This window comes from Bradyrhizobium sp. NBAIM01 (assembly GCF_020194115.1).
Taxonomy (GTDB): Bacteria; Pseudomonadota; Alphaproteobacteria; order Rhizobiales; family Xanthobacteraceae; genus Bradyrhizobium; species Bradyrhizobium yuanmingense.
On record NZ_JADYVU010000004.1, the window covers coordinates 415,635 to 429,923 of the forward strand.

Annotated in this window: 14 protein-coding genes and 1 tRNA gene; 6 read left to right on the forward strand and 9 right to left on the reverse strand. The window is 61.2% G+C overall.

The features are described 5' to 3' along the window. The first annotated feature begins 26 nt into the window (after positions 1 to 26). Positions 27 to 98: transfer RNA gene (locus I6F31_RS17190), tRNA-Arg, on the forward strand. Positions 99 to 277: 179 nt separating this feature from the next. On the opposite strand, the gene I6F31_RS17195 is transcribed toward I6F31_RS17190, so the two are convergent. The 9 genes from I6F31_RS17195 to I6F31_RS17235 form a co-directional block, all read right to left on the reverse strand. Then, positions 278 to 940: an amino acid ABC transporter permease gene (locus I6F31_RS17195; RefSeq protein ID WP_225185779.1), complete on the reverse strand. Its 663-nt coding sequence runs from the start codon at positions 938 to 940 to the stop codon at positions 278 to 280. After that, positions 937 to 1,599: an amino acid ABC transporter permease gene (locus I6F31_RS17200; RefSeq protein ID WP_225185780.1), complete on the reverse strand. Its 663-nt coding sequence runs from the start codon at positions 1,597 to 1,599 to the stop codon at positions 937 to 939. Before I6F31_RS17200 ends, I6F31_RS17195 begins: the two co-directional genes overlap by 4 nt. Before the next feature lie 52 nt (positions 1,600 to 1,651). Beyond that, entirely contained in the window at positions 1,652 to 2,527 is an 876-nt protein-coding gene (locus tag I6F31_RS17205) for a transporter substrate-binding domain-containing protein (RefSeq protein ID WP_225185781.1), read from the reverse strand. Positions 2,528 to 2,570: 43 nt separating this feature from the next. Continuing rightward, positions 2,571 to 3,320, reverse strand: coding sequence for an amino acid ABC transporter ATP-binding protein (locus I6F31_RS17210; protein ID WP_225185782.1), 750 nt, complete (start codon positions 3,318 to 3,320; stop codon positions 2,571 to 2,573). A gap of 20 nt (positions 3,321 to 3,340) precedes the next feature. Further along, on the reverse strand, positions 3,341 to 4,357 hold the full coding sequence (locus I6F31_RS17215) for a glutamate cyclase domain-containing protein (RefSeq protein ID WP_225185783.1): 1,017 nt from the start codon (positions 4,355 to 4,357) through the stop codon (positions 3,341 to 3,343). Then, positions 4,354 to 5,667 (reverse strand): selenocysteine synthase, encoded by a 1,314-nt coding sequence (locus tag I6F31_RS17220; protein WP_225185784.1) that lies wholly within the window; start codon positions 5,665 to 5,667, stop codon positions 4,354 to 4,356. The genes I6F31_RS17215 and I6F31_RS17220 overlap by 4 nt, the downstream gene beginning before the upstream one ends. 206 nt (positions 5,668 to 5,873) lie before the next feature. Further along, on the reverse strand, positions 5,874 to 6,920 hold the full coding sequence (locus tag I6F31_RS17225) for a glutamate cyclase domain-containing protein (protein WP_225185785.1): 1,047 nt from the start codon (positions 6,918 to 6,920) through the stop codon (positions 5,874 to 5,876). A gap of 26 nt (positions 6,921 to 6,946) precedes the next feature. After that, entirely contained in the window at positions 6,947 to 8,452 is a 1,506-nt protein-coding gene (locus I6F31_RS17230) for an aldehyde dehydrogenase family protein (protein WP_225185786.1), read from the reverse strand. Between the two features lie 23 nt (positions 8,453 to 8,475). Beyond that, entirely contained in the window at positions 8,476 to 9,426 is a 951-nt protein-coding gene (locus I6F31_RS17235; protein WP_225185787.1) for an NAD(P)-dependent oxidoreductase, read from the reverse strand. Between the two features lie 131 nt (positions 9,427 to 9,557). On the opposite strand from I6F31_RS17235, the gene I6F31_RS17240 reads away from it, so the two are divergent. The 5 genes from I6F31_RS17240 to I6F31_RS17260 all read left to right on the forward strand — a co-directional run bounded on the left by I6F31_RS17240 (position 9,558) and on the right by I6F31_RS17260 (position 13,672). Next, positions 9,558 to 10,475, forward strand: coding sequence for a LysR family transcriptional regulator (locus tag I6F31_RS17240; protein WP_225185788.1), 918 nt, complete (start codon positions 9,558 to 9,560; stop codon positions 10,473 to 10,475). Between the two features lie 79 nt (positions 10,476 to 10,554). Beyond that, positions 10,555 to 11,448 carry a transporter substrate-binding domain-containing protein gene (locus I6F31_RS17245; RefSeq protein WP_276573205.1) on the forward strand — a complete coding sequence of 298 codons (894 nt, stop codon included), beginning with the start codon at positions 10,555 to 10,557 and terminating at the stop codon, positions 11,446 to 11,448. Between the two features lie 21 nt (positions 11,449 to 11,469). Then, the gene (locus tag I6F31_RS17250; RefSeq protein ID WP_225185789.1) at positions 11,470 to 12,138 is read left to right on the forward strand and encodes an amino acid ABC transporter permease; all 669 of its coding nucleotides are present in this window, start codon (positions 11,470 to 11,472) and stop codon (positions 12,136 to 12,138) included. Next, the gene (locus tag I6F31_RS17255; protein ID WP_225185790.1) at positions 12,135 to 12,785 is read left to right on the forward strand and encodes an amino acid ABC transporter permease; all 651 of its coding nucleotides are present in this window, start codon (positions 12,135 to 12,137) and stop codon (positions 12,783 to 12,785) included. Before I6F31_RS17250 ends, I6F31_RS17255 begins: the two co-directional genes overlap by 4 nt. 8 nt (positions 12,786 to 12,793) lie before the next feature. Continuing rightward, entirely contained in the window at positions 12,794 to 13,672 is an 879-nt protein-coding gene (locus tag I6F31_RS17260) for an amino acid ABC transporter ATP-binding protein (RefSeq protein ID WP_276573206.1), read from the forward strand. Positions 13,673 to 14,289: the final 617 nt, after the last annotated feature.

Consider the following 14,289-nt stretch of genomic DNA (forward strand, 5'->3'; position numbering starts at 1 on the left):
TGCACCATCTCAAATTGCTGTTTCAGGCGGTAGCCTTGGAGATCAGCATTGCCCTCCGGAGGCAAAGGTCACGCGTTCGAATCGTGTCGGGTGCGCCAGTTTGTGCTTGTTTTGCAGTAAGATATCCGAGCCAGCGCTGAAATTTCAGCTCGGCAGCATTAGAGACCGAGTAAGCAGGCGAGAGAAAACCGCCGAATTCAGATGGCCTTCGAACGCGAGGCTCTCGATCGGGGTTTCCGTATGATGGCTTTGCTCGGCGATAGGTTGGCCCTACCCTTCAGTATCGAAGACGGCGTTCGATAGCACTTGCCAACGCAGTCAAAGAGTAGCAGATCACAAAGAACACGCTCAGTACGCCCAAATAGATTTCGATCGCGTGCGACTGTCCGCTTCCAACATACGCTAGTCTTTCGATCATCTGGCGCGCCGATCCCAAGAGATCCGACACGCCGACAACCGACGTCAGCGCGCTCGCCTGGACGAGAACGGTGAGCTGACCGACGTAGGGCGGCAACGCACGCCGAAATGCCTGTGGCAGAATGACGAACACAAGTGCTTCGGTTGCGCTCAACCCAAGCGCCCGGGCACCCTGCTCCTGGCGGTATGGGATTGAATTCAAGGCGCCACGGAAGACCTCGCCGATGTTTGCCCCACCCCAAAGTCCCAGTCCTATGATTGCGGCCGTGAGTGGGCCGGTGCGAAGCCCAATCTGGGGAAGGGCGAAGAATACGAAGAGGAGGATCATAAGCGACGGCACGCCACGAAAGACCTCGACATAAAGACGTCCGATCAGGCGCACGAAACTGAGTGTGCTTCGCGACAACGCCGCGATCAGGAGACCAAGAACCGTCGCCAAAAGGACGGTAAGCAGGGAAATCCAAAGAGTGACAAGAAGACCCTGCCCAAGATAAACAGCGACAGGCCAAATCCAGTTGCTCATTTGACCACTCCGAGTCCCGGAATCAAAAGTCTGCGCTCGAGTGTCCGGGACGCTGCGCTTAGAATGCTGCATACGAGCAGATACATGAGGCAGGCAATACCGAAAGTCTCGAACACCTTGAAGGTATCTGACACGATCCGGTTAGCGACGTAGGTTAATTCCTGATAGCCGACGACGATCATGAAGGAGGACGACCTGAATTGCGTGATGGCGGTGGTCGTTGCGCCGGTGAGCGCGATGCGCAGCGCAATCGGGAGAGTGACGTCAAGAAAGGTTTGGAACGCCGGCAAACCGAGAGCGCGAGCTGCCGTCACCTCGCCTCTCGGTACAGCTTCGAATGCGGCCCTGAAGACTTCCGTCTGATAAGCACCGCCCCACAATGCGAGCGCGAGCCATGAGGTCTCGAATGGCGTCAGTCGAAGCCCAATATCGGGCAGCGTGTAGAATAACAGGAATACTTGTACGAGGAGTGGCGTGCAGCGAAATGCATTCACGAACGCAACAATGGCCATGTTCGCCACCGGGACCCGTGCATAGCGTATTGCGCCAAGCACAACCCCGATCCCAATTCCGAGCAGGATGCCGATTGCGCTGATGAGGAGGCTGTTGCCGAGCCCTGTCAGCAGTTCGGCTACCTCTTTCATGAGATCGTTCTGCACGACCTGCACCCCCACTCAAGTCGACCGAGACGCTACAGCGCCGCGGGGTTCCTCACGATTTGCATTCCATGGGGTCGACGCCGGCATAGTCGGGCTTGACTTTCGGCCCCGGGACAACATTGCGATACTTGGCGACCATCGTCGGATCCTTCACTTCCTCGGCGAAGGACTTGTAGAAGGCATCCTCCTCGCGCATCTTGGCAATCACTGCATTGATCCAGGCAAGCATGGCCGCATTGCCCTTCTTAACGCCGATACCCTGGATCGCCGGCGATGCAAGCTCGCCAACGACTTTGAAGTTCTTGTTGTTCTGCACGAAGTTGTAGTCGTAGACGTCGATGTAGGCGAAGGCGTCAGCACGTCCCTGGACCAGCATCGTGGAGGAATCGGCCGGGCTTTGGGCCGTAATCAGGTTCGCCTTCGGATGGCATTTTTGCAACCAGGCCTGATAGGTGCTCCCAGTCGGCGTTACGACCGTGTGACCGGCGAGATCTGCGTAGTTATTAATGGGAGAGTCTTTTTTCACAACAAGCTGGAGATTGCTCAACCAGATCGGATCAGAGAAGTCAATTTGCTCGGCGCGCGCTGGAGTTCGAGCAAGCGAGGCAAGCACGAGGTCGACCTTGCTGGACTGCAAGAACGGGATGCGATTGCTGTCGTTCACACATTGGGTTTGGAGACCGGCTTCGGTGCCGAAGGCAAATGCGGCGATCCGCTTGACGAGCCCATACTCAAAGCCGGCCGGTTTTCCATCGAGCCCGACATAGCCGGCGGGCGGATACTGGCAATTGATGCCGATCGTCAGCACCTTTGTCGTCGCCAGATCCGTGGGCAGCGGCACGTCCACCCTCGACTGCGCTACGGCGGGCAATGACCCTATCGAGAATGACAGACCCGCGATTACGGCTACGCATTTCAGTATGTTCATAGTCCCTTTCTCCTGTTGATTCTAGGTACGACGCTAAAGTGGGTCAGGCGTCAGTGTGCGAAAGGAACTGGCGCGTCCGGTCGTGACCTGGTCGATCAAGAACGTCGGCCGGATGTCCTTTCTCAACGACCACGCCGTCAGCCATGAATACGAGTGTGTCACCGACCTCTCGCGCGAAGCCCATTTCATGCGTCACGACGAGCATGGTCATGCCGGAGCGCGCGAGATCCTTCATGACGTTCAAGACCTCTCGTACGAGCTGCGGATCGAGCGCCGATGTGACCTCATCGAACAACATCACGTGCGGACGCATCATGAGAGCTCGCGCGATTGCGACACGCTGTTGCTGGCCTCCCGAAAGCTGGTCGGGATAACTTCCGACCTTGTCCGCTAAGCCGACCTTCGCGAGCAGCTCCCGGGCGCGAGCTTCAGATTCCGCAGTCGGCTCCTTTAAGACGCGGCGCGGAACCAAGGTGAGATTTTTCAGGACAGTCAGGTGCGGAAACAGGTTGTAGTGCTGGAACACCATCCCCACGCGCTGACGGACCCTGTTCAGGTCCTGCTTGCCGGAGAGCAAGTCCTCGCCCTCCAGCACGATCTCACCGCCGGTAACCGGTTGAAGCATGTTGACAGTTCGCAGGAGCGAACTTTTGCCACTGCCGCTCGGACCGATGATGACAACGACCTCGCCTTGACGGACCGAAAGATTGACGCCCTTCAGTACCTCGTTTGATCCGTACGAAACGCGTATGCCGCGCAGATCGAGGAATGGTGCGGCCGGTCCGGCGGACATTGGGCGTCCTCTCTCTGTTTTCAACGAAACGCCGGCCGAACGACCGCGGAAATCAGGTCGGTCATCGCGACATGGGTCTGCAAAGGAATCCCATCCACGTCGGCGTCGACGACGTTTCCGACCGAGTTGATCAAGCCGATGTCGACGCCGCGGCGAAGCAGGTGTTCTTCCATTTTGGGCTCATGGAGGAGGTCAGGCCTCTTCAGGCGTGCTGCAAGCGCCCCCAGGATGGCGTAGCAACCCCAGTTCGAGCAGGCCGCAGTGACCAGAACGTCGGTGCCGGTCACCGCTCCGATGCCAGCACCGCCTTCCGGGCGCGCATCGCCGAACTTCACATGGTGCCGCACCGCGTCAGCGACGACGCCCATGCCTATCTCGTTCCCCCCGTCGCCAACGCAGACGCTCGGAATCCCACGAGCGAGCGCCTCGTCGAACAAGTAATCAATCCGGGCCCGTCCCATGCCATAATCAATGCCGCGCATCGAGCAATAGATGCCATCGGCATTACGGCCGACCCGCTCCGTTGAGAACACCAGGGTCGGCTTCAGTTCATCGAGCAAGGCGGCGGAGGCGGCCTTCGCCTCAGAGTCCGTTACGGGAAAGGAGCGTGTGCTGGCGACCGCGAGGCTTCCATCATTGCTCGCAATCCGTGCCTGCTCGAAGGGGAGCACCGACAAGCCGGCACTGGTAAGGATCTTGGCGGTGCCGTCCAGCAGGGTCTCCTCCGCAACAACGACACAAGTCACCCGCTTGGATAGGGCAAGCGCGCGCACGACCGCGGCTGCGCCCGCTGGCCCGTCATTCTCGCCAATGGTCGGCGAAATCCAGGCCCGCGAGACAGAGCCCGTCGTCACCACGACCGTCGCACCCACGGGGATAGCGGCAAGCATTTCGGCGGCCGCGCCGCACAGCGCACCGCCTTGGCGCGTGCGCGCGGCCTCGTAAAGATGCTCGACACCGCGGCCACCGAGATCGAGATTGACCAGCCGGTCGAGCCGGTCGTCCATGCCGGCGAAGGTCGTGTTGACGGCGTTCATGCCTGATCTCCCAGAATGAGCCGCGAGATCGTGGTAACTTCGTCGATCCGCGCGGCCAGGTAATCGAGTGCAGCGTCGACGGCGGCGACGACAGCGTCCTGGCCGCCAACTCGCCCGATCGCGTCGAGGGTCGGTTTCAGACGCAGTGACACGCGTGCCCCGGGCTGGCCATGGGTGTTGACCGTGAGGATTCCAGCGTCGCGCAGGAGGACCATTCCGAGCGCAGAGGAGACCTCGCAGGGAACGAGCCCAAAGTTTTCTGCGGAACGGCCAGCGCGCCGCAGGACAAGGGAAAGCACGTCCTGCTCGTCGACCATCGGCCCGAGATCGCTGATAGCCACGACGTCGCGACCGAGCTTCTCGGCAAGCGCGACCGCGAGTGCCTGACCAGAGCGTGCTTCCTCCCGCAGATCCTCAGGCCGAAAGCCCTGGAGGGACCGCATGGCGCCGGCAGCGATCGGCGCGCGCGCCTCCATCCCGAATTCAGCGCCTTTCGCCGAGGCCGCCGTGACAAGATGGGGGCGGCCGGCAAGGACGCCCGCGCGCGGTCCGGCGAGACCCGCCTTGTCGCAATTGGTGATCGCGAGGTCGGCGCCAAGGGCGAGGCCTGGCTTACCGCCGTGGAGCACAGGACGCAGACGGGCGCCATAAGCGTCGTCCACGAACGTAATAGCGCCGACCGCGTGGGTGACCTTGACGACGGCCGAGGTCACGGTGTCGTCCAGAAGCTCGAGCGCGCTCGTTACGGTGGTGACGACGACGAGGTTTGGTTTCGCCTTGGTCAGAGCTGCCTGCCAGTCGCGATCGCCCCCGATTTCGACGAGTTCCACCCGTGCGATGGAACAGCCTCGGATCACCGAAGCGTGCGATCGCCCGCCCGGAGGGACGATCGAAATCACGGGGCTGCCGGCGGCGTGAGCGACGATGGTGGCAATGATTCCCGCGCTGGTGCGGTTGAAGACAGCGACGCCATCCCCGGCCTCGCCACCGAGGTGAGTGATCGCGACTTCTCGGAGGTCTTCGGCGAAGAGGCCCGGGCCAACCCATTCCTCGCACAATGTCGCGAGATCTTCCGCCTTGAGTGGAAAATCTCGCTGATTTCCTGTGAACACACCGATGGAATGCGGGCCGAGCTTGCGGACACGATCGGCAGCTACGGCCTGTCCATGCCGAAGGCGGCGGGCTTCGTCGACACTGGATCGGATGATGCTGCCGCGCGCAAAGCCAACAATGGGGTCGATCAGATTGCCGAAGCGATCTGTGGCCTTCGGGGACTGCGTTTTCGACTCCGTGGTGGCGGCTGTCATCATCTTCTCCTAGAACCAGTGTGACTTGGCGATGCGGACAACCGGGGAGCCAAGGTGACCGGCGACGCGCGATGAAATGGGCGTTCTTGTCAGGAGCATTCGGCGAAGGCGTCTTGCCGCGCGAATACGCCAGGCGAGGCATTCTCGATGCTTCAAGCCCGGTACGAGACCGATGAAGTCGGGCCCAACAGCAAAGTCGTAGCTCGGCGTCATGGCGTCACCTCGCGAGATCGCTGACGCGACGATGAATCCGGACTAGGCTCGCTTGACGAACTCGCAACGATGCTCTGGAGCAGACTGACAAAGCCCCGATGGCCGCTCTCAGGGACACCATCGACGAAGGGTTCGGTGCTTGCCGTCGCGCCATCACGAGCGCCCGCGCTAACGCAGGCTCTGATCAACTCCCCTTCCAGGGTATCTTTGTGCAGCAGGTCGGGACTGCCAAGTCCGACAGCAAGTCCGGCGCAAACGGCGTACGCGCCCCAGTTCGATATCGCAGCGCTGACGATCACGTCTGTCTCGACTGCCGTGACAACGAAGCTATTGGGATGGAATGCGGCAAGCGCGGTCCGTACCGCGCCGAAGCCGACCTCGTTGCCGCCGTCGCCAATTCCTATCGTCAAACGCTTCGCAGCCTGGCCGGCCTCCGCGAGCAAATGTAGATGCGCCATCGTGCCGGCCGGGCGACGATCGCCTCGGACACCGTGAAAAAGGCCATCGGGGTTGGGGCCGTCGAGCTCGACGAAGACGATCGCCGATGGTTGGCATCGCGCAAGGAGCGCTTCGACGGCCTTGGGTCCATGTTTGGAATGAGGCGGAATAGTTTCCACATTGATCGGCCGTGCCGTCGAGGATCCAACGAGCGCGGCGCAGGCCTCCACTGGCCTAGAATGAGCCTCCTCCGAGACAATCGTGACTTGGGCACCAAGACCGAGAGCCATCGCCCGTGCAAGGACCGCCGCGCCTGGCGGTCCGTCGGTTTCTCCCTGTGGGAGTTTGGGCGGAACACCGGCACCGGTTGCCACGATGACGTTGTCTCCGTAGGCGACGCGCGACATGAGGGCCCTGGCTGCCAACGTGGAAAGCGGCTCGCCGTGATGACGACGGCAAATCTCGTACATCGGAACGACGAGACCTGGCGGGAGCCCGCCCGAGAGAGGACGCGATTCGATCGTCATCAGACGATCGAACCGCTCACCCGCCATGGCCAGAAGAGGGGCCGGACCCGCGGAGTCTTCAGTTACAAGCATAGCCATGGAGACCTCTTTGCCTGTCTCTCGGCTCACACCGTGACGGTCACGCTCTTGCGATAGGTGTAGCTCTCGAGGGCTCCTTCGATGGAATATTCGGCGCCGATGCCGCTCTGTTTGGCGCCACCGTAGGACATGCCCGGGATCTGACCGCCGGCACGGTTGATCTGGAGCCAGCCAGCATCGATTCGTTCCGCGGCGCGCAGGGCGGTCGTGATGTCGTTCGTGAAGATGTAGGCGGCGAGACCGTAATGAGTGTCGTTCGCCCAGCCGATCATCTCGTCTTCGTTCGTCCAGGGGATCGCAACCAGGACGGGCCCGAAAACCTCCTCGCGCACAACACGCCAGCCATTGTCGACACCCGTCAGCACAACGGGACCCGGCATGAAGCCGTCGGTGTCGTTGGCGGGAGCCGGGACCTGGCCGATCTCTACCTTCGCGCCACGATCGACGGCCTCGCGGATGAAGGCGCAAACCTCTCCGTAGCGCTCGGCGTTGATGATCGCGCCGATGTCGGAGGCCTCGTCGAGCGCGTCGCCGACCTTCATGGCCTTCAGCTTCTCGACCACCTTCGCAACCACCGGCTCGAACACGTCCCGGTGGACGAAGAGCCGCGAGCCCGCCGTGCAGGACTGCCCTTGGCGCGCGAAGCGCATGGCGTTGATGACGTTTGTCGCGCAGGCGTCGAGTTGCTCGGGCGTCGCCGCATCGGGATAGACAACGCAGGGGCTCTTGCCGCCGAGTTCAAGGGTGACCTTCGCAATGCGGTCGGCTGCGGCATGCGCAACGAGCTTTCCGACCTCGGCCGAGCCTGTGAACGAAATCTTCGAAACATCGGGATGGTTCGACAGCGGCGCGCCGGCCTCGATGCCCGTTCCGGTGACGACATTGAAGACGCCGGCTGGGAAGAGATCGGCTGCAAGCTCCGCGACCTTGATGACCGCGAGCGGCGCGTCCTCGGCAGGCTTCAGCACCAGAGTGTTGCCGGTGCCGAGCGCCATGCCGATCTTCACGGCCGCGAGGACGAGAGGCGAATTCCAGGGGATGATCGCGCCAACGACGCCAAGCGGCTCTCGCGTCGTGTAGCTGAATATCCCCGGGCCGAGCGGCAACGTCTCGCCCTTCTGCTCGGACGCGACGCCGCCGTAGTACCGCAGGACCTCGGCCGTGCTCGCGACCTCGGGTCGGCTTTGCGTGCGGAGCGCGTTGCCCGTTTCGGCCGCGAGGACCTGGGCGATCTCTTCGGCATGCGCCGATACGCGATTGCCGAGTTCGGTCAGAAGCGCGCCGCGGGCTCGCGCGGCCATGCGGCGCCACGTCGGAAAAGCCGCCTTAGCAGCCGCGACTGCGGCATCGACGTCCTGCTCGTCCGCAGCCCCGACCATCGCGACGGTGTCGCGTCGGCAGGGATTCTCGACTGCCATCGTGCGGCCCGAGACCGGCTTGATCCACTTTCCGCCGATGAAGTTGCCCAACAGCCCGGAGCGGGGCAACGTCAGCTCGGAATCGTAGCTGGTGGTGGCGATTTGCGCTCTCATTTGTTCGTTCCTGGTCTTCGAAATCATGCTGCGGGCTGACGGAGATCGACCTTGAGCAGTCGCTCGTAGACCTCCGAGACGCTGGTGGAATCCTTTCCGCCGAGACCGTCCGCGCGGGCGGTATTGTAGATCTGGCGAACGAGCTGCCCGAGATACATCGGTGAAGCCGTGAATTCGTCGAGTGCGAGTGAGATGTCCTTGTGCATCAGGTCGAGCGCGAAGAAGGCTGGCCGTTCCTGCGTGAAGAGCGTCTTGCCGAACCAATCCAGCATCTTGCTGCCGGCGAGACCCCCACCGAGAACTTGGAGCAACACGTCGAGCTTGGCGCCGGACTTCACACTGGCTGCCAGCACCTCGCCAAGCGCTACGGTGTTGATCGCGGTCAGCAGGTTGTGGCTGAGCTTCATGAGTTGTCCGGAACCGACTGGACCGCAATGAATGATCTTGCCGGCCAGCGTCTCGAGCACGGGACGCGTTGCATCCAGCACAGCCTGGTCGCCCCCGATCATGATCAGGAGCTTGCCGTTTTCGGCGCCGGCGACGCCGCCGCTGACGGGCGCGTCGAGATAGTTGATCCCGGCCTTGTCGCAGATCGCAGCGACCGCCTTGGTGGTGGCGGGGTCGACCGTACTGAAATCGACTACGGTCGCGCCCTTCTTCGCGGCGGCGAGGATCCCGTCCTCACCAGTCACTGCCGCCTTCAAGGCCGCTGGAGAAGGGAGGCTCGCCAGAATGAAATCGGCGCCGGCAGCCGCGGTCTTGGGGCTTGCGGCAGCCTCCACGCCAGCCGCTGCAAGCTTGGCGACGGCCGCCGTGTTGGGATCGAAGGCACGTACCTTATGCCCGGCTTCGGCAAGCCGACGCGCCATATGTGAACCCATGCGGCCAACACCCAAGAAGGCGATCGTCGGCATCGATAAATCCTCGCGATATTGGCCAATAGGCCGGTCAAAACTCGGCGATCGCGGCCTCATCTTCGCAATGATCGCGATCACCGGGGTGATGCCGACGCTTTTAGGTCCGGTTCGACGAGCCCCGGAAGACCAGTCCAATTGACGCGAGGCGAAAGAAATTCTTACTCTATGTTCTTTGGAGATATGCGAGTTTGGCACTCAGTCTTTCACGACTACGTCTGTTTCATGAGCTTTCCGAGCTCGGTACGATCTCGGCGGTGGCTCGAGCGCTCGGCCAAACACGGCCGGCCGTGTCTCAACAGTTGGCGTTGCTCGAACGCGAGGCGGGAGCGGTACTTTTCGAGCGTTCGGCAGGAGGACTGCGTCTGACCACCAAAGGGCAGCAACTCCTGGATCGCGTCACACCACTGCTGCAACTGGCAGATCGCATCGAAGCCGAACTCGACGAGAAGGACGGGCCTCCTGCGGGCGAACTACGACTTGCCGCATTCGGGAGTGTCGCGACCAGCATCGTTCCAAGAGCTTTGGGCTATCTCCACAAGACACACCCCCTCATCGATGCCAGCTTCGTCGAACTCGAGCCGACCGAGGGTCTCAAGGCAACCGTCGCCAAGCAGGTCGATATCGCAATTGTCGACGATTATACCGATGCAAATGCGTACCAGCAGGCCCTCGAATTCCACCCTCTCTATGTCGATGCTCTGAATGCGATCCTCTCCTCAGACCACCGCTTCGCGAAAGCCGATTTGACAAGCATAGAGCTCAAGGATCTCTCGAACGAGAAGTGGGCGATCAACCAAACGGCGGTCGCCTATCAGCAGAACTTGACGAACGCGTGCTTGGCCGCCGGTTTCGAAATGAAGATTGGCTGCAGCGCTCGCAATATTTCTGCCACCCTTGAGATGGTACGCACAGGACAATTCGTAACAGTCCTGCCCGGTCTTGCGGTGCAGCCCCTCAACAAGGATCCCGACTTTCGCATTCTTCCCATTGCGCCCGCCCTACACAGACGCATATTCAGCGCCGTTCCCAAGGGCACGTCCCGGCGCCCTGTCGTTGCCGCTGCATTGGCGGCCCTGGAACGAGCGGCCCTCAATTGCCGCCTCTAAAACGTTGGCAGCGTAACTATTTCTAACGTGCTCCGTCAGGAGCTGTGTTCTTTCGCCGCGGCAGGTCGAGCGCTAGTCGTTGAGCAAAGGCCACGGCTTGTATCTTTCCAATAACCAATGGAGCATGGACATGCGAAGCTTTGGACGGCGGTTCGTCACCGGTCTGGTTGCGGCATTCTGCGGATTCGTGGCCGCGGCCGGACCTGGCCAAGCTGAGGAGAAGTCCAGGCTTGATGAGATCTTGGGGCGGGGCAAGCTGATCGTTGGTGTGTCGAGCGAGTCACCTCCCTTCGGCTTCGTCGACGACAAGGGGGAGCTGGTCGGATTCGACATCGATGTTGCCCGGCTGATCGCCAAAGCGACCTTCGGCGATCCCACCAGGGTCGAGTTTGTCCGTCAGAGCGCAGCCCAGCGCTGGCCCAACGCGCAGAATGGCACGATCGACTTTGGCGCGCAAACGACCACCATCTACGCCGACCGGGCGCAGCGGGTCGCATTCACCCGCAACTATATCGATGGCGGCATTGTTCTCATCGTGCGCAAGGATGCGCCCTTCAAGACGCTTGACGATCTGAACAAGCCGAACGTCACCATCGCCAATCTGACCACACCGACCCAGGAGGAGCGCGCCAAGCGCCTCTTCCCGCAGGCCAAGCTGCAGACCTTTGACGGCATCGCGTCGCAATTCAACTCTGTGAAGCTTGGCCGAGCCCAGGCCGCTCAGCTCGATGCGCCCGTCGCCGCCTGGTACGTCAAAAGCAACCCGGATATGCGCGTGATGGAAACTCGCCTGACGGATGTCGTCAACACAGGCCTCTTCATGAAGCCGGGCGACTTCAGGCTCTGGCAGTACCTCGACCTGGTCGTGTCCGAGATGACCGGCGGCTATCTCTTCGCCGAGTATAGCGCGATCTACGAGAAGTGGTTCGGCGAAAAGCCGAAGAATGCGAAGTGGTATCTCAACAATAACTGATTGACTGTGCAGAGAGGGCGGATGATGGATTGGTCACAGTTTGGCAACTTCGCCGCCCGCTACCTCCCGCAACTCTGGAGCGGGCTGCTCGTTACCATCGCTGTCGCGGCACTCGCGGCGCCGACAGCTCTCGCAATCGGCGTGCTTCTCACAGTACCGCGCGTCGCCGGCTGGCGGCTGCTCAGCGCTCTCGTGCGAGCCTATGTCGAGGTGATGAGGAATACGCCACTCCTCGTCCAGATGTACCTCCTCTTCTTCGGCCTGCCGCTCGTGGGAATCTTCTGGGACGAGATCACCTGCGGCGTCCTCGCGGTCGCACTTCAGCACGCGGCTTTCTTGTCTGAACTCTTTCGCAGCGGCATCGCGGCCGTCGGGCCCAAACAATGGGAGGCGGGACAGGCGATTGGCATGCGTCGCTGGGCTGTTTTTCGCCAGATCGTTCTTCCGCAGGCCGTCATCAAAGTCATGGCACCCGTCTCGAACCAACTGATCGTCCTTGTGAAGGACACGTCTCTCGTATCAGCAATCGGTGTGCTCGACCTGACGCTATCGGGCAAGGTCATCATCGAAAGATCAGGGGCATCCTTCGAAGTCTTCGTCCTCGTTGCAGCGCTCTATCTGATCTTGACTTCCGTCATCGGCGTCGGGTTTCGGATCAACGAGATGCGCTTCGCGCGGAGGCTCGGATGAGCATCTCTGTCCTGCACGCAAATCTGCCCTACCTGGTGCAGGGTGCACTGGTGACGCTTTGGCTTGCCTTCGTCGTCGTCATAGCCGGCACGCTTCTTGGCGCGGTCGTTGGAACGATCGCGAGCGGCGGCGGACCGATCGTCCGGGCGATCGTCACGTCCTATGTCTTCGTGTTCCGGGGCATTCCGGTATTGGTCGTGATGTTTCTCGGCTTCTACACTTTCCCAGCATTTGGAATCCGTCTTAGCGCCTATGCCGCGGTCATGATATCGATGATTGTCTATGTCGGCGCCTTCGTCACCGAGGCCGTGCGCGGCGCCATCGCATCGGTGCCGGCCGGCCAGGTCGCAGCAGCCAAAAGCCTCGGCATGCGGCGGCTGACGATGCTGCGTCAGGTCGTCCTTCCTCAGGCGGCCCGTCTCGCGATTGCGCCGGTCCTCAACATCGCGCTTATGGCAATCAAGCAGACCTCTTACGCCTCGGTCGTCGGAGCCTGGGAACTCTCCTTTGCGGCTCGCGAGGTCGTGGAGAGAACACTCGCGGCTTTCCAGATCTTCCTTGGTATCATGCTGATCTACTTCTTGATTTGCTATCCCATTTCGCTGCTCGCGAACCATTGCGAGCGGAAACTCTCCTTCGATCTCTGAGGGTGCGTATGACCATCTCCGCCGGATCGCCCATCATCGTATCAGTGAACGGCCTTGTGAAATCGTTCGGAACGCATTGTGTCCTGAACGGCGTTTCTTTCGATATCCGGCGCGGCGAGGTCGTAGTCGTTCTGGGCCCGAGCGGCTCGGGCAAGTCCACTATGCTGCGCTGCGTTAACTTCCTTGAGACATTCGAGGGCGGCACCATCACGGTGGATGGCGCACCGGTCGGCTACAGCAGCGACAGCGAAGGCCGTCGCCGCATGCTTGATGAGAAGGCGGTTGCGAAGAACCGTGAGCATGTCGGCATGGTCTTTCAAAGCTTCAATCTGTTCCCGCATCGGACCGTCCTTCAGAACGTCATGATGGGGCCCGTGTCAGTCCAACGCCGAGACAAGACTGAGGCGAGGAAGCAGGCGCTGGAGTTACTCCGGAAGGTCGGCTTGGCCGACAAGGCCGACCAATATCCCGCCCGCCTCTCCGGCGGCCAGCAGCAGCGCGTTGCAATCGCCCGCGCCCTCGCGATGCGCCCCGCTGTTATGCTCTTCGACGAGGCTACGTCGGCTCTCGACCCCGAGCTCGTTGGCGAAGTGCTCCGCGTGATGCGGGAGTTAGCCAACGAAGGCATGACGATGATCGTGGTCACGCATGAGATGGGCTTCGCTCGAGAGGTTGCCGACCGCGTTATTTTCATGGACGGTGGTGTGATCGTGGAGCAAGGCGCGCCGCACGACATCATGGCCAATCCTAAACCGAGAGGTTTCGGTCGTTTTTGGGAAACGATCAATCCGCGAGCAGATCTCAAGACACGTAACGATCATTTTCCCGGGAGTCTCCGGTCCAGCTGCCCGACGGTGAAGGTCTCTCTTCTGGTTCGCGGACGCTAGGCCGATCTCGAGTTTCACGACATCCTGGCTGCCGCAAACCCCAATCCCTTCCTGCGCTTCTCATGCGAGCTGATCAACGAGATGCTGCGTCGGCTGGTTGTCTTCAGCACCGAGACGCCTCCGGAAGAGCACACTCAATTTGGATGCGCCAACGTCAAGATTCGCGAGGAAATCGCGAAGGCCACCCGTGCGCGCAACAGCGAGCGCATGCGCGCTCATGAAGGTGCACATGGAGGAAGCTTCAGAATAGGTGAAGCGGTTGGATGGCCGACTCGATGGTTGATTGATCCTGGACTCGGGCGCCGCGCCCGCGACCACTGTCCTGAAGCGCGGCTTGTTCCGCTACGATCGCCCGGCGCGGCCTTGCGCGAGCATCACGTCCGGACAGTCTTGTAAGCCTGTTCTTCAGCCCGATCCGGAGCAACCGCATGATTGACTCGTATAGCTTCTCGGAGACTTCAGCGGATAGGTGACTGCGATTCACCGATGCTTGCAAAGTTCTCATTTGTCGGCCAGTTCCGCCTCGACGCAGACTAGCCCCAAAGGCAGCGCTCTTGAGCGTTTTAGGGAGGATGCGTGCTTCTACAACGCCAACTGGCGTCCATTCAGGTTGCGGG

Coding starts and splice junctions, on each gene's coding strand:
- I6F31_RS17195 (WP_225185779.1), bottom strand. CDS start 940: ATGAGCAACTGGATTTGGCCTGTCGCTGTTTATCTTGGGCAGGGTCTT.
- I6F31_RS17205 (WP_225185781.1), bottom strand. CDS start 2,527: ATGAACATACTGAAATGCGTAGCCGTAATCGCGGGTCTGTCATTCTCG.
- I6F31_RS17210 (WP_225185782.1), bottom strand. CDS start 3,320: ATGTCCGCCGGACCGGCCGCACCATTCCTCGATCTGCGCGGCATACGC.
- I6F31_RS17215 (WP_225185783.1), bottom strand. CDS start 4,357: ATGAACGCCGTCAACACGACCTTCGCCGGCATGGACGACCGGCTCGAC.
- I6F31_RS17220 (WP_225185784.1), bottom strand. CDS start 5,667: ATGATGACAGCCGCCACCACGGAGTCGAAAACGCAGTCCCCGAAGGCC.
- I6F31_RS17225 (WP_225185785.1), bottom strand. CDS start 6,920: ATGGCTATGCTTGTAACTGAAGACTCCGCGGGTCCGGCCCCTCTTCTG.
- I6F31_RS17230 (WP_225185786.1), bottom strand. CDS start 8,452: ATGAGAGCGCAAATCGCCACCACCAGCTACGATTCCGAGCTGACGTTG.
- I6F31_RS17235 (WP_225185787.1), bottom strand. CDS start 9,426: ATGAGGCCGCGATCGCCGAGTTTTGACCGGCCTATTGGCCAATATCGC.
- I6F31_RS17250 (WP_225185789.1), top strand. CDS start 11,470: ATGATGGATTGGTCACAGTTTGGCAACTTCGCCGCCCGCTACCTCCCG.
- I6F31_RS17255 (WP_225185790.1), top strand. CDS start 12,135: ATGAGCATCTCTGTCCTGCACGCAAATCTGCCCTACCTGGTGCAGGGT.
- I6F31_RS17260 (WP_276573206.1), top strand. CDS start 12,794: ATGACCATCTCCGCCGGATCGCCCATCATCGTATCAGTGAACGGCCTT.